This window comes from Paenibacillus mesophilus (assembly GCF_005938385.1).
Lineage (GTDB): Bacteria > Bacillota > Bacilli > Paenibacillales > NBRC-103111 > Paenibacillus_AB > Paenibacillus_AB mesophilus.
The window spans coordinates 428,937-455,029 of record NZ_VCRA01000003.1 but is presented as its reverse complement, the minus strand read 5'-3'; the positions used below and the strand labels follow the sequence as shown (position 1 = coordinate 455,029).

The window sequence follows — 26,093 nt, the reverse complement described above, 5'->3', positions numbered from 1 at the left end:
ACCGACTTTACCGACAATAGATCACTTGGATCGACAAATGGCAAACCTATCGAAAGGTAGGGACGCAAAGCTACAGGCCTAAAGGATTTCCCATGGCTGCTGGGTTGCCGAAATTGAAGTGGTTTCCAGATTTATTGGCGATCACTGCCCTGTTTCGGGCAGTTTTTCTTTTTTCGGTTCGCCGATCGCGTAAAACGAGCTTATGAGACCGAAAGGAGGCAAGTGACGAACTGCTGCGCCTTGCTTATTGAACCATCCATCGACAACGGAGGAATGTTGCTATGAACGAACCGGGAATGCGCGAACTGACCTTGGAGCTGGAGCAATGGATTAGCGAAGACGGCGTGAACGGATTGCTGCAAAGCTTCGACAATATGACGAAGGAACAATTGATCGAATTTACGGAAGCGCTGGGCACGGTCCGGGAGTACATGATGACTGTGAATAAGCGTTGTTGAGGGATATAGTCTGATGCAGGAACGGCGGGCCTTAGGCTCGCCGTTTTTTAATTTTATCGACTTCCACGCCGTTCCGCGGCCTTTACAGAACTTAAGCGCAAGTAAACCCTCTCTGCTGGAATTATGGCAATTAGAATACTGGCCTTAACGAACCCAACTTTACTATTACTGAACTCTGTTGCGCTAATTGAATGCCGAATGGTCGAATTCTTCAAGTAGCGATCCCAATTTCACTAATACTGAATTTAAGTTCAGTAATAGTGACTCCAGGTTCGCTGTTCCTTCAATTGCCGAGAAATGGAGCCAAATAGCGCAATGAGGTTTGCTAATAAGCAACTTCGGTTCATTGTGCACCTGGCATGCCTTTCGTAAAGAGTTTTACGTCGAAGTACGAGTCCCCGAACGATGGAAAACATCCGGCATCCGGGGTCCGAAAAGTATATAAGCAGCTTCGAAGATTTACTACTCTACTTGCGCTATTTCTTGCCGGTGGCCTTATCCAATGCGGCGTTAATCGCATTGACATCCGCCGGACCGGAAGGGTTGTCAGTCAAGCCATACCGCTCCTTTAGCGAAAGAATCCGATAGACGCTCCGGTCGATTTGATCTTCCGGTATAACGCCGGATTTTGCCGCTTGTTCGAGCGCTTCAAGCGCTTTCCTCGCTAGTTCGTAGTCGTGCGCTACCAATACGATGTCGCTGCCGGACTTGACCGATTGAACCACGGCAGCGCCGATGTCGTAATGCTTCACGATCGCTCCCATCGTCATATCGTCGGTGATGACAATCCCGTCATAGCCCATCTCGCCCCGCAGAAGCTCCGTTATCGTCTTGGCGGACATCGAGGCGGGGTGCTCCGGGTCGATCTGCGGCAGTAAAATATGCGCGATCATGATCGCTTCCGCGTTCGAACGAATCGCTTCCGCAAACGGAATGAGCTCAAGCTCCCGGAGTTGATCGGGCGTCTTGTTCACGACCGGCAGGTCGAGATGCGAATCGACCGACGTATCGCCGTGACCGGGAAAATGTTTGACGACCGGGATGATCCGCTTCGACCGGAGGCCGAGCATTTCCTCCACCCCGAATTTGCTTACGACCGATGCGCTCGAGCCGAACGAACGGCTGCCGATCACCGGGTTTTTCGGATTGCTGTCCACATCAAGCACCGGCGCGAAATTGACGTTGAAGCCCAGGGCGTGCAGCTGTTCCCCGATCGCTTCCCCGACGGCGCGCGCTTTCTTGCTGTCCCCGGATTTGGCGATGTCCCGGTTAGATGGCACGGCAGCGAACGACGACGGGAGCCGGTTCACCCGGCCTCCCTCTTGATCGACGCTGAGCAGGAGCGGTACCGGATTGGCGCGGTTCGCTTCCTTTAACCCGTTCAGCAGGCTTGTCGTCTGCTCCACCGATTCTATATTCGCTTTGTACAAGATAAAGCCCCCGATCCGGCCGTCGGCGATCAAGCTTCGCGCGTGCTCGTCTACGCTCGTGCCGTCGATTCCTGCAATGATCATTTGGCCCAGCTTGTGCGCAAGCGGCATCGCCTTCACTTTATCCTTGATCGGGTCCGACTGGACCTGCGGAGGCGGAGCGGGCGCCGGTTCCCGCCCTGGCTGCTGCGGTTGCTCCGGGCTGCGGCCGGCACACCCGGTTGCGATCGCTGCTGATAGAAGAAGAATGGAAATAGGGCGTACAAGCCGCAAGAGCAATCACTCCTTTTCGGTTCTATCCAGCATGCCCCAGACGGCACGGGGGAATACGCATGTCTAGAGGTTGCCTCCTAAAGTATTTCGGTTTGCGGATGTGAAATCAGACCATGTGATACGTACCTTTTATTTTAGCGGGAAACAGCGATTTTGGAATAATAGAGCATGTTAGGGGCTCTTATTTGAACCAAATAGGCGGATATTGGGGGGGATCGGAAATAAGAGCTGCAGCTTCTACTACCATGATCCGTCTTTTCTCGCAGCATTTAAGAGTCGCAAATGACCGTAATTTGTTTTGGAGGCAGCATTCTGCGTACCGGAAGTATGTCTCTCGATACAACCGCAGTTTGAATACGAATTCCGCTTTCCCTGGCTGCCCGGTTCGTGGTAGAATGGAGTTATTCTCCAAACTAAATATAGTAAAATGGAAATTAGCTCTAATACCAACTTCATGTTCACAGGGAGAGAAACCATGCACAAAATTGTATACATCCCGCTAGACGAAAGACCTTGCAATTACCGTTATCCGCTGTATTTGGCTTCGATGACGGATTTGCAGCTGGAAGTGCCGGAGATCGGACTGCTCGGCCGCAAGAAGACGCCCGCCGATTCGGACTCCGTCCGCGATTGGTTGGTAGGTGCCGCATCCAGCGCGGACTCGCTTATCGTCTCGATTGATATGCTCGTCCACGGAGGAATCGTGCCTTCCCGTCTCCATCATTCCAGCGAAGCGGAGTGCAAGGGACGTCTGGAAGTTCTTGCCGAGCTGAAGCGAACGAACCCGCAGCTGCGCATATACGCTTTTAACCTCATTACCCGCGTTCCCGCCTATTCCAGCTCGGAGGAAGAGCCGGACTACTATGCGGATTACGGCAACGAGATTTATACGTACGGCTGGTTGACGGACAAGGCCGAGCAGGAAACGCTGGATGCGGAGGAGACAGCACGTATGGAGGCAGTCAAGGCGAAAATCCCTCCGGACGTACTGGACGATTTCCTGACCCGGCGCCAAACGAACTCCTTCGTCAATGCGGAGACGATGAAGCTCGTCCGCGACGGCGTAATCGATTTTCTGATCATCCCGCTCGACGACAACTCGAAATACGGCTTCAGTCCGCTGGAGCAACGAAAGCTGTCGCTGCTGGCCGAAGAGCTTGATCTTGGCGACAAGATCATGATCTATCCGGGCGCCGATGAGATCGGCTGCACGCTGTTCGCCCGGGCGTTCTGCGAAGCGAAGCAGTATACGCCGAAAGCGTTCGTCCGGTATTCCTCGGTGCATGGGCCGTTTGTCGTGCCGAAATACGAGGACCGCTCGCTCGGGGAAAGCATCAAATACCATCTGACGGCCGCTGGGGCGGTCGCACATGATCATTCCGCCGGTACCGACTTCATCCTGATGACGAATTCGCCGCCGGTCGGCCAGAAGGAGATGGCCGAATGCTCGACTCCTTACGGGCAGCGTCACCGGTCGTATTTCTCGGAAGTCAATACGAAGGAGTTCGTGCAGGCGATCCGCCATTATATCCGCGAAGGCCACATGGTCGCCTTGGCCGACGTCGCCGTAAGCAACGGCTCGGATCATCCGTTCATGAAGCTGGTCAGTGCAAGCGGTCTGCTTCACGACATCGCCGCCTATGCCGCTTGGAATACGTCGGGCAATACGATGGGCACCGTCGTTTCCCACGCGGTGATCGAATCGTATTATCGCGGCCGCGGGGACGAGTCGGCGGAGCGGCTTAACCGCAGCCGCGCGTACTACTATTTCCGTCTGATCGAGGACTGGGGGTATCAGGCGATCGTGCGCAAGGACGTCATCCACAACGAGCTGCCGAAGCTGGGAGCGAGCTACTACGAGCTGACCCATGTACAAGCGGAAGTGAATGCCGTCATTCGTTCGAAGCTCGAGCAGTTTTTCGAGCAGTACGTGCAGGAAGGGTGCCCCGGCCGCGTTAGAATCGAGGATGTCCACCTGCCGTGGAGCCGGATGTTCGAGGTCGGGTTCGAGGTAGTGTTGGAGCAATAGAACCGGATGGGCGGGGAGTAGTCCCGCTTGTTGGAGAAACGAGACTGTCGCCGAGTACGGGCAGTCTCTTTTTGTTGCCGAATGGAGAGGATTTCTTCTCCGAGAGAAGTTTACAGACCGCCGCGCATAAGGTATAACAGGAATTGTAAAAGAGAACGTGTGACGGAGGGACTCGGGATGAAACCGATTATAGCGATTACGGCCAACTATGAGGAGGAACACGCCAATCTGAAGCATGCCTACAGCGATTGGATCACGAACTCGGGAGGCATTCCAGTCATCGTGCCTTTCGGGTTGGGTGAGGAAGAGGTACGGAGGCTGTGCGAGGTGACGAGCGGACTGCTGCTGACCGGAGGCCCGGATATCGATCCCGGCTACTATGGGGAAGAGCCGCTGCCGGAGCTGGGCCGGATCACGCCCGAGCGCGACCGGCTGGAGGTGCTGCTGATCCGGGAATATGCCGCCCGGGGCAAGCCGATATTCGCCGTATGCCGGGGCGAGCAAGTATTGAACGTCGCTTTGGGCGGAAGCTTGTATCAGGACATTTATTCGCAATGCAGCACGTTGCAGCACAGCCAGAAGGCGCCGCGGAGCCATCTGTCCCATCGGGTGCGCGCCGAGGAAGACAGTAGGGTCGGGCGTATCGCCGGGACGACCGAGTTCAAAGTGAACAGCTTTCACCATCAGGCGGTCAAGGAACCGGCCCCGGGCATGCGCGTGACTGCCAAATCCGAGGACGGCATAGTCGAGGCGATCGAGAGCGAGTCGCACCGCTTCGTCTTGGGCGTACAGTGGCACCCTGAGGATACGGCCGGGACCGATGATGTTTCGCGGAAGCTTTTTGAGGCTTTTGTGAGGGCTTGCGGGGAAAAGTGAATCTTTATGGAAAAAAGAGAACCGATTGTCGATTTTGACAATTGGTTCTCTTTTTTACGTTAATATGGAGCAGAATGAATTGCGCATTGTTTTGAAAAAATCCTTGCAGGAGGCGGCTTCCTATAGATTCTCGACAGCTTTGGACTGTTGCAAAAAGATTCATATCACTAAAGCGTTAGAGTGATTCGGGACACCCTTCCAAAATTTAATTGTACTGCAATTGCTCGTCCGGTAAAGAAAGTGATATTGCTCTACATCAAAGTTTTCTACATCCAAAGATCTAGTGCATCTTTCTCATCTTCTTTGGAGGAATGCTTATGAAGCGCTTGGTATAGACCTTTTTTTTCCTGAGCAGTCAAAGTCACATGCTTGTTTGCGCTTTCAAATCCGTTCTGTCCTCTTGCATTTCGAGCAATTGTTTGTAAGTCGAGTGACCACGCAATTGTTTGCATATTAGACCTCCTCATTTTTGTGGAAATATATTACACTACTATTATAGTGCTATTAAGGGTGAAAATGGAAGGTGAAAATTTAATGATGCGAAAGATTTTATTTACTGTCGTGATCACTTATTTGATTATTTTGCAAGTATGGTTCGGGTACTTGCATTTAAGGTATCCTTTTCTAGGAGTTGACTTAGCTTTATCAAAGGAAAGCGACTGGGTTGTTAAAACAATTTCACGCGAAACTACGGGAATGGACATTAGAGTCGGAGATATTATTTATAAAGTGAATGGAAAAGATCCTAACGAACATATTACTGTAAAAAAGTGGAGGTCAATCGAGCAAGCAGATAACGTTGAAGTTATCAGGGATGGCATGAACATTTTCGTTGATTTAAAAGGGGTGACAAATTCATTAAAAAGGGATGTCCTACCTATTGTTGCCGAATTGCTATGTTTTACTGTCGCGACTTTACTATATGTAAAGGTTAGAAACTCAAATTCCGCTATTCTATTGTCCTTAATTTTTTTCAATGTTGGAGTAACATTTATGAGCTTGGCCGGATCTGCTAGGGGCGATGGTATTGCCAAACTTATGCTTGCGATTGCATTGCCTTCAGTTACGATTGCTTTTCTACATTTCCTTACGGCTTTTTTTAAGGAAAAATGCGGATTGAATTTAAAACTTAGGATGGTGTTCATTCTATATGCTTTTGTAACATATCATGCATCCGTTTGTTTTTTCTGGTTGTGGAAAGATACAGTTGATTATACGACGTATCGGATAAATGTACTAAGTATTCTGGTAACATTTTTAGTTGGCATCATAATGAGCTTTGGTGCACTATTTTATCTTTTTTTTCGGCATCGTAAAGAAACCTCTAACATCGCATCCATCATCCGATTTGTCATAACATCGATGTTCGTTTCGTTTCTCCCGGTTACCTTTCTTTCGTTTATTCCGAAGCTTATTTATAATGAGGAACTAGTATCGTCCTACATCACAAGCTGGTTCGTCCTAATCTTCCCGCTCGCCTTCGCCTACCTGATCATCACGAAGCAAATCTACGACATCCACATGGTGCTGAGGCGCGTCTTGTTTACGGTTATTATGGCACTGGTGCCGAGCTTGGTTGTTACCGGTTTAAACATCGCGGTGTTTTACGACCATTTGTCCGTCCGCAAAAGCGTTTTGTTTTTTTTCTTCAGTCTGGTCATACTCACTTTTGTCCTATACTCCGCAGAGCACATGTACACAAGAATGGAACGGTTGATGTTCCCGCGCAAATATTTTCTGCAAGCGGCTCTTAAGAAAATCGCCAAAGATTTGACTTCCGCCTCCAGCTTTCGTGATTTGAAGGATCTCATCCTTGTAGATATTGTAAGTACGCTTGAAGTTTACGGCGGCGCGATCGTCTTCAAATACCGGGATAGCACGGAAATCATCAGTGAGGGGGATATTGACGAATCCGAAGTGGAAGCCATGATGCAGCGCGAGCTGCCATGTGATCACCCCGACTACTTGTGCATCGAAATCAATAAACATGAAGAACATACCAGCTACTTGGTTATGACGCAAAAACGGTCGAACACTCTGCTCGTTCTGGAAGAGGTACAGTGGCTGAATTTGATTGTCTCTTATTTGGCGGTCAACCTGGAAAACGTTTACTTGATCCGCAAGCTGACGGACAAGTTGCACCGGATGGCCTCGCAAACGACCGACGGGCAGGAAACCGAGGATTTGAACTGGTTCCGCAAGCTGAGCTTCGAGCTGCAGGAGCGGGAGCGGATGCGGATCGCCGGGGATATGCACGATACGACGATGCAGGATTTGTTCCATCTGAAGCGCAAAATAGCCGCACTAGACGGCAAATACGGGCTGCCCCCGGAAGCGAAGGATCAAATTCGCAGTCTTGTCGATTACGTAGAAATCATTAACGTCACCTTGCGGCAAAATTGCTTTGACCTGCACCCGTATCTGCTGCAGGAGATCGGATTGATCCGGACGGTGGAGAAAATAATCGAGCGCGAATCGTATGCCTCCCCCTTCGAAATCCGCTTCGATGCGACCGGCGCTCACGCGATTGAACGACGAGGTCTGGAGACCAAGCGCCATTTGTTCCGGATTGTGCAGGAACTGCTCAACAACGCGAGGAAGCATTCGGAAGCGTCGGTTGTCAGCCTGCGGTTGTCGATGGCGAGAGGATCGTTCCATCTGCATTATGACGATGATGGAGTCGGCTTCGAGCCCGACCGGATGCGGTCTTCCGATATCCGCACGTCGGGGGTCGGCATGGAGCAGCTTCGCAGCCGCATCCTTTACTTGCAGGGCCGCTTGGAGCTTGACGCGAAAAAAGGAAGAGGAGTCCATATGAATATCTCCTTCCCGATAAAAGAGGGCGTTACGGCTTGAAACGGTTCGATTCGGATGAGGAGGAAAGGGAAAAGTATGGAATTGATGCCGGCGTGGAAAAGATGGGGCATGGAGGAGGGAACTCGCTCCGGATATCAGGCTGGTTTTCTACTAGGATTCGCCAAAGGTTATGAAGAAGGCTTCGCTATAGGCTTTGATAAAGGACGGGAGTTAGGCAGGCGAACGGCAAAATATAATTTGCAAATTTCTACGAAAAGGTCACTCGCCGGAGTACATCGCCGAAACGATCGAGGTTCCGTTGGAGGAAGTACGGAAATTGGTAGGACATCAGTAAATACGATATTTGATAGCGGGATCGCTCATTGGGCGATCCTTCTGCATATACTCCACCGATTCTGTGCGAATAATCCATAAACTCACGGGAGGTTGGCGATATGAACGGGCGTTTCCCCAAAAAGATTACCCGAAGAAAATTCTTGAGCACATCCGGCAAACTGACGTTGGGAGTGACGGGGATTTTGGCGGTAAGTACAAGTTTGTTTGCCTACGGAGAGTCCAATCGTAGAAAACGGATGGGTCCGAAGGAACGGCCGGGAAATTTCATTAAGCTTGGCGCATTGGACCGGCTAACTGCCATGCAAGGCATCGAAAAGATAGAGTACGAGGCAACGATACAAGACGCCTGGGTCACAAAAGAGATGAAAGGCTTCGTGTACGTATCCAATGATGCGGATGGAAATCTACTCATTTTGTCGCCAATATGCACTCATCTCGGATGTACGGTAGAGCCGGTCGGGGAACCGGATCATGGTGCGTCGTCACAAGATATCGTATACCGCTGCCCGTGCCATGGCGCCGAATTCGGATCAGCCGGGAATGCGACCGGTAACGGTAAAGGCCTACAGGGGTTGGCGACGTTCAAGCCTATAATCGCCGACGGTGAAGTGTATTTTAACCTTTTATCGCCGATGGCGGGGAACGCTGCAAGCAGATGACTGTCCCGACGTATCGGATAGAATAGCGGAAAAAAATGACGCTATTAGAGCGTTTTTCATGATGGTTACGAAAATAACGGAAAAATTTGCATCTATTGTTCGCGATTTCGGCGAAAAATGGGGTTTTCGAGGTTTTTTTGGCCAAATAGATGCAAAAATTTCCGTTATCACTCCGGCGAGGCTCATCCGGCGCACAATAAGCGCAATTTTTTCCACTATTTCGCCACTCACCATTCGTCACACGTAACTCCCCAAGCAACGAGCAAAGGCCGCCGACCTGCAAAGATCGGCAGCCTTTTCGCAATTAGTAGACGTTTTACTGCTGCACCTCTTTCGATGCAGCGGTCCCGGCAGCTGCCGAGCGGCCCGAGGCGGAGAATACGGGCAGCCGGACGAACATGGCCACGCCGAACAAGAATATTCCGGTCAAGACGAAGACGGCAGGGATCGGAATTTGGCTGCCGAGCACGCCGCCGAGCAGGGGGCCCGCCATAAGTCCCATCGCATTGGCCGATTGGTTCAGGCTGAATGCTCTGCTGCGGAAGCCGTGGTCCGTATTCTGGGCGATTATCGCGTTGAGCGACGGAAATACCGCTGCGAAGAATAGGCCGTAGCCGAAGCGAAGCGTACCGAAGCCGAGCAGATTGTGGAAGACGACTTGCAGGACATTGCCGATCGCGCCGCCCAGCAGGCCGATGAAGAGCACCTTCTCGTAGCCGATGCGCATGCCGAGCTTGCCCCAGCGGGGAGCGGCGATCAGCGTCGCGATCCCGACCGCCGAGAAAATGATGCCGGCATTCAGCGAGGCCGAAGAAGCGCTCGAGCCCAATTGCAGCACGTAGATCGTCAGCAGCGGCTCCGCGATCATGATCGAGGTGGTCGTGACGAACACGATGGCGATGGCGAACATGAGCGGACGGTTCCGCGACGCTTCCCGCAGGTCGCTGAATACCGAGGAGCGTTTGCCTTCCGGCTTCACGAAGGAGGGCTCCCTCACCCAGATCAGCGCGATCAGAAATGCGACAAACACCATAAGACCGGCCGCGAAGAATGATTCGCGGGTGCCGATGAAGTGGCTGATCACGCCGCCCGCCAGCGGTCCAATGATAGCCGCCGCCGCGGAAGCTGTAGAAATGATGCCGAGCGCATAGCCGACCTGCTTCTCCGGGGTATTGGTGGCGACCATCGCGATCGCCGAAGGGATATAGCCGGCGAGCAGACCCTCGATTACTCTCACCACGAGGAGCATATACGGATCATCGACGAGAAAATACATGAAGTATGAGGCGGACAAACAGATTCCTGCGCGCAGCATCATCGGCTTCCTGCCGTATTTGTCGGACATGGAGCCCCAGAACGGAGCGATCAGGGAGCTTGCCAGAAACGTGATGGCGAATACGCCTCCCGTCCAAGTTTCCAGATGAGAGTCTACGCCCAATTCATCTTTCAGAAAAATCGGCATGAACGGTATCGATACCGAGTAAGCCATGCTGACCAGAAAACAGCCGAGCCAAAGAATAAACAAGTTGCGTTTCCAAGAGTAGGTCACAGCCGAAGGCACTTCCTTGTATGTTAAATCTGCGCTTTGACTTAAATCATATCATTAAAAGGCAGGTTTGCCCGATAAGAGGTTGTTTTCACCTGATAAAATGTTGTAATGGATGCGGCTTCACAACCGCCCCGGTTCTCGATTAAACTGATAGAAGAGAGAGGGGATGTGGAGGTTTGCGCAATCCTTTAATTCACGATGTCCCGGCGGGCACGCCCGTCGAGGAAGGATATACGCGCGTATGGGAGCATTATGCCGACGAGCTTCGTCTGCTCGACCTGAAGCTTAGGCTGCTGTTTATACGCCGGCGGTCATTGGCGCCGGACCCGCAGGCCGACGCCTTCCGCGGCATGTATGTGTCGGAAGACGAGTTCATGCGCATGGTTGGCGATTGGGATGAAGAAGAGGAAGAGGACGAAGACCCGGAGCTTGGCTTTACGACTTCGGAAATACGCCGGCTGCAGGCTGAAATAGCCGCTCGCAAAACAGCCAGCGCCAAACGGCAAGTGTTTCTTCCGATTGCTTACATAAGCTCGGTCTTTGCGCTCAATGAAGTGGAGCAAAGTCTCGTTATGCTTTGTTTGGCGGTCGAGCTGGACCGCAAATACGAGCGGATATTCGGATTTTTGGCCGACGATTTGACTGTGCGCCTGCCCAATATAGGGTTGGCGATTCAACTCGTATGCCGATCGCCTGATGAGATGAGGGCGGCGCGTCTTGCTTTCGCGCCCGATGGCAAGCTTGCCCGTTACATGCTGGCGAAAGAGGACGCGGAGCCGTTCGGGCGCTCGCTGCTGTCCAAGCCGCTTTCCTTGGAGCGCCGTATCGCTACGTTTCTGCTCGATACGGGGGCGATCGATCAAGAGCTTCGGTCCATGGCAGCGATTCATTATCCGGACGAGCCTCTGGATAAAATCCTCGTTCACCGGGAGGTGCAGGAGCAGTTATCGTCGTTCGTATCGTTCATGGCGAAACCAAGGCAGGAGAGCGAGGCGGCGGTCGGAGTTCATCTGTACGGCCTGTCCGGTTCCGGCAAAAAGCTGCATTTGCGCCATGCATGCGCGAAGTGGGGCAAAAGTCTGCTCATTGCCGATCTGCGGCTCGTTGCCGCCGAGGCGGACCTTTTCGGGCAGAGGCTTGTCCGGGTGCTTCGGGAAGCGAGACTGCACCAGACGGCGCTCGCCTTTACGCATACGGACATTCTGTATCCGGAAGAACCGGACGCGGGGGCGAGGGATCGACTCCGTACGTTTCAGGACGAGCTGGACGATTTTCTGCTGCCGATTTTCTTGTTGTCGGAGACGAAGATCAGGCTGGAATGGGAATCCCGCACGAGAGTATGGCTGGAGAAGGAGCTGCCCGTACCCGACGAACGGGAGCGGATCGCGCTTTGGCGTACGTTCGGCGAGACGTCCGGCTTATCTTCGAATAATAATTGGTCCGGGCTGGCCGCGAAATTCCGCTTCACGCCAGGCCAAATACGCAGCGCGCTGGACGATGCGGCGATTTTGTCGGTTTGGGAAAACAAGGAACCCTCGGCCATGCTGGATCAGGCATGTTACCGGCAAATGAGGCATAGGCTTGAGCGAAAGGCCGTCCGGATCGAACCCCGGTATACTTGGGACGACATTATTTTGCCGGATGAGCAAAAGGACCTGCTGCGCAATGCCTGCAACCAGGTGAAGTACCGGGCGCTCGTGTACGGGGAATGGGGATTCGAACGGAAGCTTGCGTACGGCAAAGGGCTCTCCATGCTGTACGCGGGGCCTCCAGGTACGGGGAAGACGATGTCCGCGCAAGTCGTGGCGCGAGAGCTGCGCATGGAGCTGTACAAAATCGACTTGTCGCAAGTCGTCAGCAAATATATCGGGGAAACGGAAAAAAACTTGCACGAGATTTTCGGCGAGGCGCGAAAAAGCGGCGCCATCCTGTTTTTTGACGAGACGGATGCCTTATTCGGGAAACGGTCGGAGGTGAAGGACGCCCACGACAAGTACGCCAACATCGAGACGGCTTATCTGCTTCAGAAAATGGAGGAATACGACGGGATTTCCGTTCTGGCGACGAACTTGCTGAACAATATCGACGAGGCGTTTTTGCGCCGGATCAATTATGTGATCAAGTTTCCGTTCCCGGATGCGGAGTACCGGGAGAAAATATGGCGGGCTACTTTCCCGAAGGAAACGCCTTTATCGGATGATCTGGACTTCAGATGGCTGGCCCACAAATATGAGATCGCCGGCGGTAACATCAAAAATGTCGTGCTCTCGGCGGCGTTTCTGGCGGCGGAAAAGGAAGAGGCGGTATGTATGCGGCATATCGTAAGCGCGGTGCGTCATGAGCTGCAAAAATCGGGGAAAATTATTTCTCGCAACGATCTTGAGGACTATTGACAGTTTGAAAACTATTCCATATTTCCTATAGTCAGTGTGGGAGATTGCCAGTATAATATAGGAGTCGGAAAATGTCATCCGTGCTCGTTAGGTTGGAATTTTTCTACAATCGAGACCTTTTCTGGGAGTGATTACCTATTGGCGACTATTCCGTCATAGCGGATGTCAGCGCTTCGCTGATCAAGCTGCTGAGGGAGCAGATGACGCCCGATCCGATTCCGCAGCCTGAATTGATCGGCCTTGGTTCGCCGGTCGATAAAGGGGATTTTTACTTGTCGTTGTTTCTGTACAACGTAAAGGAAAGCGGTGACAACCGCAAAACCCAGATGATTTCGCGGGGAACGGGCGAAATTCAGTATCCGCCGATGGCGGTCGACCTGCACTACATGATGACGGTCCAGTCTCCGGCAGATTTGCAGTCCCGAGCGCTCGATGAGCAGCGTATTTTGGGACGCGCCATGCAGGTGCTTTACGACAATTCCGTCCTGCGGGGCTCGTCGGTAGTCGGGACGCTGGCCGAGCGTGAGGAAGAGGTGCGAGTCGTCATGGACAGCTTATCCGGCGAAGGGATGCTGAACATGTGGAATTTCGCCGACACGCCCTATCGGCTTACGGTCAGCTACATGGTCGGTCCGATCATGATCGATTCAACCCGCATCAAATCGACCAAGCGGGTACTGGAGCGCGACGTTTCGATTCAAGGCTAGTCTGGGGGGAGCAATCATGGAACAGCTGCGTGTCGTCCGCATGAAAACGCGGGTCTCCTTCGTGGTGGCCTTGCGAGACGGCTGCGTGTCCGGACCGCCCTCCGACCGCAATTTGGAGGTTCGACTGGTCAATTACCCGAGAAAGCCGATCGGCAAACCGGACGGCACTTACATATTCGTTGACTTGGAACCGGGTACATATCGTTTGGAAATCAGCTCTACTTATTACTTTCGCGAGACGAGGGATATTTCGGTCGGTCCCTCGAGCGCAATCATTCACATTCCTTTAATTCCGGTTCCGTCCTATCCGTACAGGCCGAACGACACGCTTGTTCGCGCGATGGTGGCGGACGCATCGGGGCTTCCGATCGGCAACGCCGTCGTGACGGCTACGATGTTGTCCGAGGATTGCGTCAAAGGGCGCATCTCGGAAGACAAAGCCGGGAAAGGAAGCGATGAAATTTCGGTCGCTTCGCTTACCGGGAAAATCGAGATCGGCGACCGCTTCCTGCTGGTCGGGCGAGGCTCTAAGGAAGGCAAGGAAATGATCCTTATTCGCGATGTGATCGAGTTTCAGCGACGGTTTCGGCTGGAGAGCGGGCTTAAGTCCTCTTATTCGCGGGGATCGCTGTTGTTTCCGTTGCTTGTCACCAGGACGACGGAGCGGGGCGAGCTGGCCGTTGCCTTTCCCGGCGGAAAGGCAAAAACGTTCAAAGCGGAGCTTCGCATCGAACGCGAGTCGGACAACAAATCCGCGGTTATGGAAATATCCGTGGAAGAAGGCGGCACGGTCAATCTTGGAACATGGATCGTCTAGCAGTCCAGATTCATTTCCATTTTGAATACTAAAAAACCGAAGCTGAAAGGAGAGAACTGGTCCGAGTTTACGGTATTAGCGGACAATTTTTGTTCCATACCGTCGAACATGACCGGGAAACAATGGCAGAATATTTATCTCCAGGCGTGTATGTGGAAGAGTTTGACAGTGGCGCGGCGCCGTTGGAAGGTGCAAGCACAAGTACAGCCGGATTCATCGGCCTTGCGCAACGGGGGGAAATCGAAGGGCTTCCTCAGTTAGTCACTAGTGTCGCGGATTTTCATCGCATCTTCGGCAGCTATTTGTCGGAGAACGCGTTCGGTGATTACCGTTTTCTGTCTTACGCAGTCGAGCACTTCTTCTTGAACGGAGGAGCGCGGGCATTCGTAATGCGCGTAGCGCCTTCGGACGCCAAGCTCGCCCACAACCAGTCCTCTACGAACAAAGAATCCTCCGTTCTGAACATCCAGTCGAAAAATCCGGGGGCTTGGGGTAATCAGATTCGCATCGCAGTCGTTCCTTCCAGCAAAGCAAAAACCCAAATCTACGAAATTTTAGGCGATACCGACGAATCCAAGCAATACCGCGTCAAAAACAACGCCGGCTTCAACGTAGGCGACGTAGTCGCTTTCGAAGCAAACGGCGCGAAGCAATACAACAAAATCGTATCTTCCCAGGACAACATTATCGAATTGGAGACGGCGCTCGAAGGCGGAGCCGACGTTATCGATCAAAACCTGCTGCCGGCCAAAGTGCTGACGACCAGCGAGTTTACGATGCACGTCTTCTACGGCGACGAAGCGGAGACGTTCGAAAGAATGTCCTTGAACGTATCTGCCGCGAACCATATCGAGAAAGTAATGGCACGCTCCAATATCGTCAAGGTGCAGGACATCTCCGGCGGCAGCGGCGGCGCTGTAGCTCCTTTCGAAGTCATTTCCGGACAGAGCGAAGCGGCAGGCAAATTCCAGATCGCGCTTGCCGGCGGCAGCGACGGCTCCGTAGCCAACTTGTCGGCATCCGACTTTATGGGGCAAGACCGCGGACCGGGTAAACGGACGGGCATTCAGGCGTTTATCGACAACGATTTCGTCAGCATTATGGCCGTTCCGGGCGTAACCGATCCGAACGTGCAGCTCGCTCTCGTCGCCCATTGCGAAAACCTGGGCAGCCGTTTCGCCGTGCTCGACATTCCGCGCGACAAGACGAAAGTGGCGGACGTGATGACGCACCGCAACATTTTCGACAGCCAATATGCAGCGATGTACAATCCGTGGCTGCAAGTGTTCGACCCGCTTGACAAGCGCAACATTTACATTCCGCCATCGGGATCGATGATCGGCATCTATGCCCGTTCCGACAATACGCGCGGCGTACATAAAGCTCCCGCCAACGAAGTCGTGCGCGGCGTCGTCGGCCTCGATTGCCAATACAACAAAGGCGAGCAGGACATTTTAAATCCGCAAGGGGTCAACCTGATCCGCCAATTCGCCGGCCAAGGAATCCGCGTATGGGGCGCACGCACTTGCTCCTCCAACGGATTGTGGAAATACATCAACGTAAGAAGACTGTTCATATTCCTTGAAGAATCGATCCGCAACGGAACGAACTGGGTCGTCTTCGAGCCGAACGACGAGCAGCTGTGGGCCCGCGTACAACGTACGATCGATGCTTTCCTGACACGCGTATGGAGAGACGGAGCGCTCATGGGTGCAAGCCCGGGCGAAGCGTTCTACATCAATATCGGACGCAGCACGATGACGCAGGACGATATCGACAACGGCCGCCTCATTTGCGTGATCGGCGTCGCTCCCGTGAAGCCTGCGGAGTTCGTCATCTTCCGGATTACGCAAAAAACGAGAGAAGAATAAGGGAAAGGAAAGGGGTAAAGTATGGCAGGCGAACGTAAAGATCCATACCGCAATTTTAGATTCCGTGTTGAAGTGGCCGGCATTCAGCAAGCCGGTTTCAGCGAAGTATCCGGTTTTGACGCCAGCTTATCCGTTATCGAATACCGGGAGGGCAATCAGGTCATTACTCCTCGCAAGCTGCCCGGGCTGGCCAAATACGGCAACATCACGCTCAAGTGGGGCGTTACGGACTCCATGGATATGTACAACTGGATGTCCGAAGCGATCCAAGGCAAAATTACGCGCAAAACGGTTACGATCATCGCCATCAACGAAGAAGGCGCCGATGTAGCGACTTGGCAAGTGATCGAAGCATGGCCTTCCAAATATTCGGCCCCAGGCTTCAACGGATCGGGCAACGAAGTCGCGATCGAGAACCTGGAGCTGGCTCATGAAGGAATGACCCGCACGAAGTAACGGCTGCGGACTAGCGGGAAGAGGTGTCGGGCATCGCCCGGCTCTTCCCGCATCCGTTTTTCATACGCGCAAAACTTAATAGCTAATGCTTACGATGCTAGTTTTTGCATACGCAAAAACTTAATAGTTAATGCTTACGATGCCAGTTTTGCATACGCAAAACTTAATAGCTTATGCTTACGATGCTAGTTTTTGCATACGCAAAAACTTTTAGGAGGACAACAACATGGCTTTCCAAACCGAATACGAATTCGAGCTTCCAAGAGGGTATGTCGACGACAGCGGAACGCTGCACAAGCGCGGCGTCATGAGGCTTGCGACGGCGGCTGACGAAATATTGCCGATGCGCGACCAGCGCGTACAGACAAATCCGGGTTACTTGAGCATCATCCTGCTGGCCCGCGTCGTCATCAAGCTGGGCGATCTTCGAGCGATTGATACACGTACGATCGAGGGTCTGTTTACGGCCGATCTCGCCTACCTGCAAAACCTGTATCGTACGATCAACGAGGTTGAAGCGCCGAAAGTACATTGCATATGCCCGAAATGTGAGCATGAATTCGATGTGGACGTGTCTTTTTTGGACGAGACGGCGGGGGCATAACCGGGTATCCCATTGACAAGATTTACGAAGAGGCCAGCTTCATCGCCTACTATTTTCATTGGCCTCACGAGCAGATCATGTCGATGGAGCACCGGGAACGCCGACGCTGGTGCGAGGAGATTTCCAAGATCAACCGCAATTTAAACGAGGACGGGCAGGAGAAGCCGAACAATCCGTTCGACGTGTTTAACAAGAGGTGAACAGTCTGTGGCCAAACGAATGAACGACGCGATCGGAGCTTTCCGCTTCAAGGTGGAGCTCGACGGACTTCTGGTCGGCGGGTTTTCCGAAGTGTCCGGCATTCAGTCCGAGATCGAGGTTATGTCATACCCGGAGGGCGGACTGAACACTTACGTGCACAATTTCCCGAAGCAGACGAAATACCCCCGTATCGTGCTGAAGAGAGGGATTACCCAATCGAGCGAGCTGTGGGATTGGTACGACGGCGCGGCGGGCGGTACGGTCAAACGAAAAAACGGGTCTGTTATTTTGTACAACAATGGCGGGAAAGAATTATGCCGTTGGAATTTCTTCGAAGCGTACCCGGTGAAGTGGCACGGTCCGGATCTGAATGCGACAAGCGGCAACGTTGCCGTTGAATCGATTGAAATTGTCCATAACGGACTGAAGACCATTTTCAGCAAATAGTATTCGCGGCAGCTTGTGCGAAGGAAGCGGGATATCCCCGACATCGCCTATCCAGGAGGGATTTCATATGGCACCTTTACAACCGTATAAGTCCCGAATCCTCCAAGGCAAGGCGAGGACAGCCGATGTTCCCGCAGGTGTTCGAGGGATGTCGACACGTTCGGGGTCAATGGACCCGAACCGGTTCGCTTCCGGAATCATGGGCAAATACGGGTTCACGCGCGGCAATTATTTGGGACGGTTGTCGCTGGTCTTCAAGCTGCAGCGAGAATTAGTCCAACAAGTCATGCGTGGCGCAAAGAGCTCGGACGTGATGACGAATCAATGGTTCATCCGCCTGCAGCAGCTGCAGGAGGCTATGCCGGCGACGCCGCAAGTGCAGAAGGTCATCCAGGAAACGACCCGGTTGTTGGAACGGGTTACCGTCGTGCAGGAAGCTGCGCAGACGAATAAAGACCAACTGCCTAACCTGTCGGACCACGCCCTTGATAGGAAGCCGGACGATCGGAATTCCGAAGCGCGACCCGACGAATCCAAATCCGGACGCAACGGCAGATCGCGAAAAAAGAAAGCGGAGCAAACCACGCGAAGCGGGGAAAGCTCGTCCGGGTCAAACGAATCGAACCGGAATTCCCGCAATACGGCGCAGGATGGGAAAACGGATAAAGAGGACGTCCAGGATCAACCCAAACGCGGCCGCAGCTCGAAGCGTCATAAAACGAACGATGCATCCGCAGCTCGACCGGAGATAGAAACGGCGCTTCCCGACAAGGTGAAACCGGCGGGCAAAGCCGTCGCCGTCCTCCGGATGAAGCCGTTCACAAACAATTGGGTCCAGCTCAAAGACGGAGGCGACGGTTCGCGACGGAACCGTAATTTGTTATCCGAGCTTCATACGCAACCGGCGATGAAGCCGCTTGCCGACCGCTTCTCAGCTAACGGAAGCATTGAATTTAAACCGAAGCAGACTCGATTCGGGCGCCAAGCCGATCGATTGCCCGGAAGTTTATTCCTGCAGCCATTCGAAATGATATTGCGTTCTACACGCAAACGTACGTACATAGATTCGATCCTAGACAAACAGGTCAGAACGTTCAATCCGATAAAACGGAATCCGACCGCACGGAATGAACCGTCCGGACTTCACAGAACAAATCATCACGAACGGTATGCCGAACAACCCGCGCGAGTAAATATCGAACATAACGAAGGATATTCCGCCGAGATCATACGGCCATCCGGCCGCATCATCGGGAATCCGGCGAAGGAGAGCAAAGCTCCGACCGGCCGGACCGCGGATTCGATCCGACTATCATATAAGCACCCGGTTCCCGCATCTTCCGATTCGTTGGCGGGAGAACCGGCACGTAATGACGCAAGCATATTTACGGCTCCGGGCATGCCTACGCCCATAACCGATAACAGTTCCCGGCCAAATCAGAGCCTGGTTGTGCGGCGTCGCCTGTCGAGCCCGTTTGACCCTTTGATCCGCCGATCCGCCGATGCATATTTATGGCCGCCGCTCGGGTCCGATTCAAGCATCGGCAATCTATTGCCGGCGATGATGCCGATGGTGCCACGAAGACGGGCAGCCGATCAACCCGGCCATTTTGCCGAACGGCCTACCGCGATGCGGTTTGCGCTGCCACAATTATCCGCTATCCATCGTCCCCAATTCTCCTTGAACAGAGCGGGTGCGTCGGATAATCGACCAGCCTACTCCAAACGGAACGATCGGTTGACCGAGGTAGAGGAGTTGACCGGGCGGCTGCAGCCGCTCGGCTTTAGCGGTCTAAAGGTACAGGGCGCCGGCAATGTCCCGACATCGGACAGCAAGCAAGCAACCCCAAGAGCAAGTCGAGGAGCCGAGGCTCGTCCGGAATCATTCGAATTCCCGCAGCGGAGCCATCCGGTCAGCCGGATAGTAATGCGGCGACAGGTTCAAATTCATCGCGGAAGCGATGGAGAGCTACCGACTCAATCACCTTTTTCGAAAAGCGCGATCATGAATGCAAGAGCTTCTGATGCACTGCGCATCATGCGTAAGCAATTCGATACGGCGTATCGGTCAAGTTCACCGCTCTTCGCCTTGTACCCCGATCGGCCCGGGCAGCGGGCCATATATCCGTCGTCCGTCGACGGTTGGATCGAGGACGCGGCAACGAAGCCCGGTGTCGGTACCGTTATTCGGAGAGCCAATCGAACGATTCCGAATAGATCCGGACTCCTAGAACCGGGTATCGGAGCGCCAATCCAACAACAGTCGGTAAAGGAGGAATATAACAAGCCTCTTAGACCGGTGCATCGGTCCCTTTACACCGGAGAACAAAGAGTTCCGACAATCTCTATCCGGGACTCCTCATACAGCAATTTAAAGCCCATCGCGGATCCTTATATAGCGCCTTCCTCAACTGGAAGACCGGTGGCCGTACGACAGGATGATCAGTTGTCCAGTTCGATAGCTACGCTTCAACGGACAATTGCTGCGGAGCCGATCAAGAAGGCGGCCGATCCGATCGCGTTTGCTCTCGCAAACGAGACACCGGTGCTGCTGAAGGAAATATTGGCTCGGCATGAGTCAGGCATTCAGAGGCTGCTGCTCGATCCGGCCGTGAATGCGGATAGAGGCGCAAAGCGAATGTTTCCGCTTATCGGCGAATGGGGAACTGATAGGGAGAACGGCGATTCGTTCAAATCCCGTGTCCGATGGCTCCCATTCGATCGCAGGCGATCGGACCGACTCTACGAACCATTGCCTGAACCGGGAGAAAACGCGGCCGACAAATTGGCCACCCGAAATTTGACCAGTCACGCGGACAATCGGCCGTTATCCGTATCGGTTCCACTGGGAAGTCAGGCGGGCAAAGGGCGGACGCTGGCCCTTCACTCCATTCAGAAGGTCATCGCAACCGGAGTTCGAATGGAGAATGGTGAAGCGGCGGATGTTCCTTCCGTATTCCGATGGATAAAGTCCAAATTCAGTACGGCGGATTTGCTGCATAAGCGTGCTTCCCGCCATTTACGACAGGATGACGGCGTTGAGCGGTCTAAAGCGTCGCGCCAAATCAATCCGGTATACATACCGGGAATGAATCCGATTCCCGCACCGGCCCGACTTTACCGGCGACCGACCGGCGACAGGGCTTCAACAGAACCGGCTCCTTCTGCGATCCGGCCAGTTAGGCAGCCGGAGGCGAATAAGCCGGGCGAGATCCGAAGGGATGCCCGCAGCCGTTCGCCGGCAGTTCCCGGCAGCGGCATCATCATGGCGCCAACAGCCAGGAGCCAGGCTAAACCCTTTACATACGGGTACACGTCTGCACGATCCGATACGGCAAAGATTTTCCGCCGCACCTCTGTCAGGGACGATCATGACAGGCAAGGTATAACGGCAATTCCATTGCAGAATCGGTCCGGCAAGCTCCCGATTGAACAGCGGGTTGAAGAAAATACACGATTCCAGGACGATTTCCGGAAATTACGCGAAATTATTCGAGGCGAGTCGGACGGGGCAGCTGTAAAGCCGGCGGCAATGCGGATGACCGCCGCGGACCCTGAACGGATGACGCCGATGGCGGACAGCGCCCCTTCAATCGCGTCTTTACGCCCAACGATCGGGATAGGAAGTCCGACAGCTCAGACCGGGGATGCCCCGCTTAGTCGGAGCAATCAATTCGGTTATCCGCCATTTAGGATCGGCTTGGACAAGGTGTCGGAGTATAGGGGTTCACGAAACGATATTGCGATTAGGCGCAGCATCGCCAGTGCAACCGATCCGATATTCGGTCCGGTCAAGAACCGGGTGCACCGCAGGCTGAATGAAGGGTCTGCAGGCGGCATCGGCACCGGTGATGAAATTGTAAGAAGCGGGTCGGCAAAGAGACTTTCGCATAGCGGGACGATTGAGCCGGACACGGTCCAAGCAGCCGGAACGTTGCGGAACGATCTACGTAACGACAGGAACCGTAAGCGCCAAGTTCGAACGGAAAGTACGGGTCCCATCCGATGGAATGAAGATACTCCGCATCAATCCGGCAATATGCGGGTCAACGATGCCAGGATTCGAAACGGTTTGCCGATCCTGGATCGGGAGTCCGGCCTCTTGCGCCGTATCGGAGTTCGATCAGCCGTTCCGTACGAAAGCGGCCGCCCTTGGCAGGCAAATCTGTCTCATTTGCGAAGAAGCTCGCCGGTGATTGAACAGGATGATTCGGCTCCGGATTCGATCGGATTATCAACCGGAGTGATTCGCAGAAAAGCGAATGACATAAACAGTGTCTTAGGACATACCCGCAAGCCGGTTCCGGAACCTATGCTACAGACGTATACGGAGCGGTGGGAGTACCCGACTAATGAAAGCGGAACAAACAGAGAGGACGGGCGGCATCAAACGCCATTGAGTCGACTCAGGCCGGTTATACTGTCGAATCGCCTGCCTCGTAATGCCGGCGATAAAGACAGTAGTACGGCTTCCGATCGGCTGAAACCGCTACAGCGGAGTTTTTGGCAGAGAGCCGATCCGTCCATTTTGCCTAGAAGCGGCGATAGCGCAAATACGGACATTTCCGCTTTGACGCGACGTTATCCCGGCCGGGAGCGGTACGGCATAGGTAATATCGCATGGGCGGGCGCAAGCTCCAGCCTTACGATTTATCGCAATATAAACCCTACTTCTTATATGACGGATAAGATGGGTGCCGGAGTTCCATTCGATTCCGGATATACCCGGGATCGGACTGTCGGAGACAAGAACGGCACGGAACGCGAACGAATATACACGGTTCGTCGGAAAGAATCGCCAGGGTCTGCATCAGTCATACAAGCACTATCAGGCTCGGCGGCTCCCGAGAAACCGGCTTTTCCATATAAATGGTCCGGTTCGGACCGGAAAGAACGGGACAATCAACGATTGTCCGGTACCGGATCAAGTTCATCCCGTCTAGAGGCGCATCATTACAGGAATCGGACAACGCTCCATACGAATACACTGCGCACCGTCGTTTCTCCTGTTACGCTTCAAACGTTGGATCGAGCTGTCGGCGAAAGCGGAAGCTTCACCGTACTGCAAAGGGCGGCGAGTCCGCTGCGCGGCTCGGCCGACACGATTGTACATACGATACGTGACCGAATAGGAACTATGCAATACGTTACGACCGACAAGACCCGTGCAGGAGACAAGGCAAGCACTGCGGGATACCGCCCTGAGCGGACACGTACCGCCGCTGCAACAGAGCTTCGTATCTTGCGGATGTCTATGGCCTCAGGGACGCAAGCCTTGGGGACGACCAGATCGGGTATGGCGGGGCAGGGGCCGGCCGTTCCGGAACGAAGAGTGATCGCGCCTCAAGCAGCGATGGCGCTCTCGGCTGCACCGGCTCAAGTGCTGCAGCTCAAGGTGAACGAAGCCCGATCGAATGCGGGCATGCTCCCGATGGAGCATAAGCAGAGGGCGGCGGTTCCCGGCGTTCTCGGCTCGGATCCGGCCGACATCGACTATAGGCGGCAGACTAAACCCGCCGCTCCGGCCGAGACGGTCAGCGTCATAGAGCCTGCTCCGCCGCAGATCGATATGGCGGAGCTCCAGGAAATGGTCATGGGGCTTCCCCAATTCGACATCAAAAACATAACCGACCGCGTATATCGTGAAATCGAACGGAAAATCCGCTTCGACCGACAGACGCGCGGATTGTAGGAACGTTCCGCAACAGGGAAAGGCGGGGTAAACCGATGGGGCTCAAGAAAGCCAAAATCATCGTTGACCGGGGGAACAAGAAGGAGAACATCGAAGTGCTGTTCAACCCGAACGAATACGCCATGGATGCAAGCAACCACTACAATTGGAAAAAGGTTCCCGGTCTGTCGATGCCGGTCGGACAGTTCGTTAGCGGGAACACGACGACACTCACATTTGATTTGTTTTTCGATACCTATGAGAAAAAGACGGACGTCCGGGTATATACAAAAAAAATATCGGGCCTGCTCGACGTGGAGAAGGAACTTCATGCGCCGCCCGTATGCCGGTTCGTATGGGGCTCTATCGATTTCAAAGGAATCGTCGAGAAAGTGACGCAAACGTTCACGATGTTTCTCGACACCGGCATTCCGGTCCGGGCGAAGCTGAAGGTGACGATGCGCTCGTGGTATACGAAGGAAGAGCAGCTTCAGAACATTCCGCGCCATTCCGCAGACCGTACGAAGCAGAAGATGCTGAAGCAGGGCGAGGAGCTGTGGATGATCGCCGCCGAGGAATATCAGGACCCGGGCCTATGGAGGGAAATCGCGAGAGCGAACCGGATCGACAATCCGGCCAGGCTGCAAACCGGGAAACGAATAACCGTTCCGAGATTGGATTGAAGCCATGGCACAATTGCAGCTGGAAACCAATTCTTTCTCATACGGCGATCTGGAGAAAAAATACGGCAATTTCTTCGTCCCTGCCGTTGAAATATCCGTAAACGGCAATAAAATATCCGACAAAATCGCCATTGCATCCGTCCGCGTGAATACGACGATCGACTCAACGGCGGATTCGTTCACGATCCGCGTCACGAACGCATTCGAGTGGGAATCGAGCAAATGGCTGTGGCAGGACGTATTCGTCATCGGCAGCCCGATCGATATTCAGCTCGGATATGTCGACAAATTCGCGCCGGTGTTCAGCGGATACATCACGGCGATAACAGCCGAATTCCAGGGAGACGACGGAGCGTCGCTTATCGTAAGTGGCATGGATTTAAGCTTCTTCATGATGAAGGGTACGCGGATGCAAACGTGGAACGAGAAAAAATACAGCGAAGTCGTGCAGGAGATCGCTTCCCGCCACAAAGCGACGCCGCACATCGACGCTACGACGGATAAGCTTCCGACGATTTCGCAAAACATGATGAACGATTTTCATTTTATTCAGCATTTGGCCAGGCTGCTGAATTACGACTTTTTCGTCGTCGGCAAACATTTGTATTTCCGCAAGCCGCTCACCCAGACGACGCCGGTCGTTACGATCGCTTTGGGCAAAGAAATCCGCTCGCTCTCTATCGAGCATAATTTGTCCGAGCAGCTGACCGGGGTCAAAATCCGCTTCTGGGACGATAAGGAACAGAAAGTCGTCACGAATGAAGCGGGGGCGATCACGAAGCTGGGCGGCAATTCCAAGACGGGCAAGGACGTATTGGCCAAAATCGGCGATTATACGGAAACGCTGTACATGAACGCGAGCTCCGCGAGCGAAGCCAAAAATTATGCGGACGCATATCTCAATCACCGGTCCATGAAGCTCGTATCGGGAACGGGGGAGTGCAACGGCATTCCGGAAATACGGGCGGGCCGCTACTTGAAAATAGCGGGTGCCGGCGAAGCGTACAATCAACCGTATTATGTGACGGCCGCGAGCCACATCCTGGACGGAGACGGCTATGTGACGCAATTTGTGTTGGGGGGGAACGCCATATGATGGAATTTCCCGTAGACTTTATGCCGAACACGCTCAATCCGCGTATCGACGGGGTCATGATCGGTGTCGTGACGAACAATAACGATCCGGACAAACTGGGGCGGGTCAAGCTGCATTTGCCGCTCCACGACGAGAAGGCGGAGACCGATTGGGTACGTATCGCCACAATGATGGCGGGCAAGGAAATGGGCAGCTTGTTCATCCCCGAAGTCGGAGACGAGGTGCTGGTCGCGTTCCATTTGGGACAAATCCGCTATCCGATCGTAATCGGCATGCTGTGGAACAAAAAAAATACGCCTCCGCCTCCGGCCGATAAAAACGATGAGCGGAAAATCATTTCCCGCTCCGGCAATCAGATCATGTTTACCGACAAGTCGGGCGAAGAAACGATAACGGTCAAGACGAAGAAAGGGCAAACCGTCGTATTGGGCGATAAAGACGACTCGCTTACGATCGCCGACCAGAGCGGCAACAATAAGATTCTGATCAAAGGCGGCTCGGCCAACGAGATTTCGATCACGAGCAGCTCCACCAAAATTACGCTCGATGCGAAAGGAAGCGTCGCGATCGAAAGCGCCAAAGAAATCAAAATCAAATCGACGCAGGTGAACATCGAAGCGTCCGCGACGATGGCGATCAAGGCAGGCGCCTCTCTTGACCTGAAGTCGGACGGCATGATCAATATTAAAGGCTCGATCGTCAAAATCAATTAGGAACTTT

At 53.6% G+C, this 26,093-nt stretch carries 21 protein-coding genes and 1 riboswitch; of the genes, 18 read left to right on the top strand and 3 right to left on the bottom strand.

Annotation, left to right across the window (positions count from 1 at the left end; translation table 11 throughout):
• Positions 1 to 29: 29 nt before the first annotated feature.
• A riboswitch (cyclic di-GMP riboswitch) is annotated at positions 30 to 112 on the top strand.
• Between the two features lie 169 nt (positions 113 to 281).
• On the top strand, positions 282 to 458 hold the full coding sequence (locus FE783_RS37410; protein WP_158301657.1) for a hypothetical protein: 177 nt from the start codon (positions 282 to 284) through the stop codon (positions 456 to 458).
• Positions 459 to 934: 476 nt separating this feature from the next.
• On the opposite strand, the gene nagZ is transcribed toward FE783_RS37410, so the two are convergent.
• Complete coding sequence (gene nagZ / locus FE783_RS07305) at positions 935 to 2,161, bottom strand: beta-N-acetylhexosaminidase (protein ID WP_138878679.1); 1,227 nt, start codon at positions 2,159 to 2,161, stop codon at positions 935 to 937.
• Between the two features lie 475 nt (positions 2,162 to 2,636).
• Between nagZ and FE783_RS07300 the strand changes: the two genes are divergently transcribed.
• Positions 2,637 to 4,190 carry a DUF4127 family protein gene (locus FE783_RS07300; protein WP_138878678.1) on the top strand — a complete coding sequence of 518 codons (1,554 nt, stop codon included), beginning with the start codon at positions 2,637 to 2,639 and terminating at the stop codon, positions 4,188 to 4,190.
• A 177-nt stretch (positions 4,191 to 4,367) separates the two neighbouring features.
• Positions 4,368 to 5,066 (top strand): gamma-glutamyl-gamma-aminobutyrate hydrolase family protein, encoded by a 699-nt coding sequence (locus FE783_RS07295; RefSeq protein WP_138878677.1) that lies wholly within the window; start codon positions 4,368 to 4,370, stop codon positions 5,064 to 5,066.
• Positions 5,067 to 5,332: 266 nt separating this feature from the next.
• Here the strand turns inward: FE783_RS07295 and FE783_RS37405 are convergent, their stop codons facing one another.
• Entirely contained in the window at positions 5,333 to 5,518 is a 186-nt protein-coding gene (locus tag FE783_RS37405; protein ID WP_158301656.1) for a hypothetical protein, read from the bottom strand.
• A 910-nt stretch (positions 5,519 to 6,428) separates the two neighbouring features.
• On the opposite strand from FE783_RS37405, the gene FE783_RS37400 reads away from it, so the two are divergent.
• Genes FE783_RS37400 through FE783_RS07280 form a run of 3 tightly spaced genes read left to right on the top strand, consistent with a single transcriptional unit; the run spans position 6,429 to position 8,878 of the window.
• Complete coding sequence (locus FE783_RS37400) at positions 6,429 to 7,922, top strand: sensor histidine kinase (protein ID WP_158301655.1); 1,494 nt, start codon at positions 6,429 to 6,431, stop codon at positions 7,920 to 7,922.
• A gap of 36 nt (positions 7,923 to 7,958) precedes the next feature.
• Positions 7,959 to 8,297, top strand: a complete 339-nt coding sequence (locus tag FE783_RS07285) for a Yae1 family protein (protein WP_158301654.1) — start codon at positions 7,959 to 7,961, stop codon at positions 8,295 to 8,297.
• A 20-nt stretch (positions 8,298 to 8,317) separates the two neighbouring features.
• Complete coding sequence (locus FE783_RS07280) at positions 8,318 to 8,878, top strand: QcrA and Rieske domain-containing protein (RefSeq protein ID WP_138878674.1); 561 nt, start codon at positions 8,318 to 8,320, stop codon at positions 8,876 to 8,878.
• A 316-nt stretch (positions 8,879 to 9,194) separates the two neighbouring features.
• On the opposite strand, the gene FE783_RS07275 is transcribed toward FE783_RS07280, so the two are convergent.
• Positions 9,195 to 10,427: an MFS transporter gene (locus tag FE783_RS07275; protein ID WP_138878673.1), complete on the bottom strand. Its 1,233-nt coding sequence runs from the start codon at positions 10,425 to 10,427 to the stop codon at positions 9,195 to 9,197.
• A gap of 176 nt (positions 10,428 to 10,603) precedes the next feature.
• Here FE783_RS07275 and FE783_RS07270 point away from each other — a divergent pair, with 176 nt between their 5' ends.
• From FE783_RS07270 to FE783_RS07215, 12 genes are all read left to right on the top strand, one after another.
• Entirely contained in the window at positions 10,604 to 12,820 is a 2,217-nt protein-coding gene (locus FE783_RS07270; RefSeq protein WP_138878672.1) for an ATP-binding protein, read from the top strand.
• 137 nt (positions 12,821 to 12,957) lie between these two features.
• A complete protein-coding gene (locus FE783_RS07265) occupies positions 12,958 to 13,527 on the top strand; it encodes a Pvc16 family protein (RefSeq protein WP_138878671.1) in 570 nt (189 codons plus the stop codon).
• A gap of 16 nt (positions 13,528 to 13,543) precedes the next feature.
• Entirely contained in the window at positions 13,544 to 14,344 is an 801-nt protein-coding gene (locus FE783_RS07260) for a hypothetical protein (protein ID WP_138878670.1), read from the top strand.
• A 122-nt stretch (positions 14,345 to 14,466) separates the two neighbouring features.
• Positions 14,467 to 16,215 (top strand): phage tail sheath family protein, encoded by a 1,749-nt coding sequence (locus tag FE783_RS07255; protein WP_138878669.1) that lies wholly within the window; start codon positions 14,467 to 14,469, stop codon positions 16,213 to 16,215.
• A gap of 21 nt (positions 16,216 to 16,236) precedes the next feature.
• Complete coding sequence (locus FE783_RS07250) at positions 16,237 to 16,671, top strand: phage tail protein (protein ID WP_138878668.1); 435 nt, start codon at positions 16,237 to 16,239, stop codon at positions 16,669 to 16,671.
• A gap of 226 nt (positions 16,672 to 16,897) precedes the next feature.
• Positions 16,898 to 17,275 carry a phage tail assembly protein gene (locus tag FE783_RS07245; protein WP_138878667.1) on the top strand — a complete coding sequence of 126 codons (378 nt, stop codon included), beginning with the start codon at positions 16,898 to 16,900 and terminating at the stop codon, positions 17,273 to 17,275.
• Positions 17,230 to 17,475 carry a DUF6760 family protein gene (locus tag FE783_RS38805; RefSeq protein ID WP_338015830.1) on the top strand — a complete coding sequence of 82 codons (246 nt, stop codon included), beginning with the start codon at positions 17,230 to 17,232 and terminating at the stop codon, positions 17,473 to 17,475. Before FE783_RS07245 ends, FE783_RS38805 begins: the two co-directional genes overlap by 46 nt.
• Before the next feature lie 7 nt (positions 17,476 to 17,482).
• On the top strand, positions 17,483 to 17,923 hold the full coding sequence (locus FE783_RS07235) for a phage tail protein (RefSeq protein WP_238402899.1): 441 nt from the start codon (positions 17,483 to 17,485) through the stop codon (positions 17,921 to 17,923).
• 148 nt (positions 17,924 to 18,071) lie between these two features.
• Positions 18,072 to 23,615 (top strand): hypothetical protein, encoded by a 5,544-nt coding sequence (locus tag FE783_RS07230; RefSeq protein ID WP_138878665.1) that lies wholly within the window; start codon positions 18,072 to 18,074, stop codon positions 23,613 to 23,615.
• Positions 23,616 to 23,650: 35 nt separating this feature from the next.
• Positions 23,651 to 24,277: a CIS tube protein gene (locus FE783_RS07225; protein ID WP_138878664.1), complete on the top strand. Its 627-nt coding sequence runs from the start codon at positions 23,651 to 23,653 to the stop codon at positions 24,275 to 24,277.
• Positions 24,278 to 24,281: 4 nt separating this feature from the next.
• Complete coding sequence (locus tag FE783_RS07220) at positions 24,282 to 25,373, top strand: phage late control D family protein (RefSeq protein ID WP_138878663.1); 1,092 nt, start codon at positions 24,282 to 24,284, stop codon at positions 25,371 to 25,373.
• Positions 25,370 to 26,086 carry a phage baseplate assembly protein V gene (locus FE783_RS07215; RefSeq protein ID WP_138878662.1) on the top strand — a complete coding sequence of 239 codons (717 nt, stop codon included), beginning with the start codon at positions 25,370 to 25,372 and terminating at the stop codon, positions 26,084 to 26,086. Before FE783_RS07220 ends, FE783_RS07215 begins: the two co-directional genes overlap by 4 nt.
• Positions 26,087 to 26,093: the final 7 nt, after the last annotated feature.

Coding starts and splice junctions, on each gene's coding strand:
- FE783_RS37410 (WP_158301657.1), top strand. CDS start 282: ATGAACGAACCGGGAATGCGCGAACTGACCTTGGAGCTGGAGCAATGG.
- FE783_RS07300 (WP_138878678.1), top strand. CDS start 2,637: ATGCACAAAATTGTATACATCCCGCTAGACGAAAGACCTTGCAATTAC.
- FE783_RS07295 (WP_138878677.1), top strand. CDS start 4,368: ATGAAACCGATTATAGCGATTACGGCCAACTATGAGGAGGAACACGCC.
- FE783_RS37405 (WP_158301656.1), bottom strand. CDS start 5,518: ATGCAAACAATTGCGTGGTCACTCGACTTACAAACAATTGCTCGAAAT.
- FE783_RS37400 (WP_158301655.1), top strand. CDS start 6,429: ATGTTCGTTTCGTTTCTCCCGGTTACCTTTCTTTCGTTTATTCCGAAG.
- FE783_RS07285 (WP_158301654.1), top strand. CDS start 7,959: ATGGAATTGATGCCGGCGTGGAAAAGATGGGGCATGGAGGAGGGAACT.
- FE783_RS07280 (WP_138878674.1), top strand. CDS start 8,318: ATGAACGGGCGTTTCCCCAAAAAGATTACCCGAAGAAAATTCTTGAGC.
- FE783_RS07260 (WP_138878670.1), top strand. CDS start 13,544: ATGGAACAGCTGCGTGTCGTCCGCATGAAAACGCGGGTCTCCTTCGTG.
- FE783_RS07255 (WP_138878669.1), top strand. CDS start 14,467: ATGGCAGAATATTTATCTCCAGGCGTGTATGTGGAAGAGTTTGACAGT.
- FE783_RS07250 (WP_138878668.1), top strand. CDS start 16,237: ATGGCAGGCGAACGTAAAGATCCATACCGCAATTTTAGATTCCGTGTT.
- FE783_RS07245 (WP_138878667.1), top strand. CDS start 16,898: ATGGCTTTCCAAACCGAATACGAATTCGAGCTTCCAAGAGGGTATGTC.
- FE783_RS07230 (WP_138878665.1), top strand. CDS start 18,072: ATGTCGACACGTTCGGGGTCAATGGACCCGAACCGGTTCGCTTCCGGA.
- FE783_RS07225 (WP_138878664.1), top strand. CDS start 23,651: ATGGGGCTCAAGAAAGCCAAAATCATCGTTGACCGGGGGAACAAGAAG.
- FE783_RS07220 (WP_138878663.1), top strand. CDS start 24,282: ATGGCACAATTGCAGCTGGAAACCAATTCTTTCTCATACGGCGATCTG.
- FE783_RS07215 (WP_138878662.1), top strand. CDS start 25,370: ATGATGGAATTTCCCGTAGACTTTATGCCGAACACGCTCAATCCGCGT.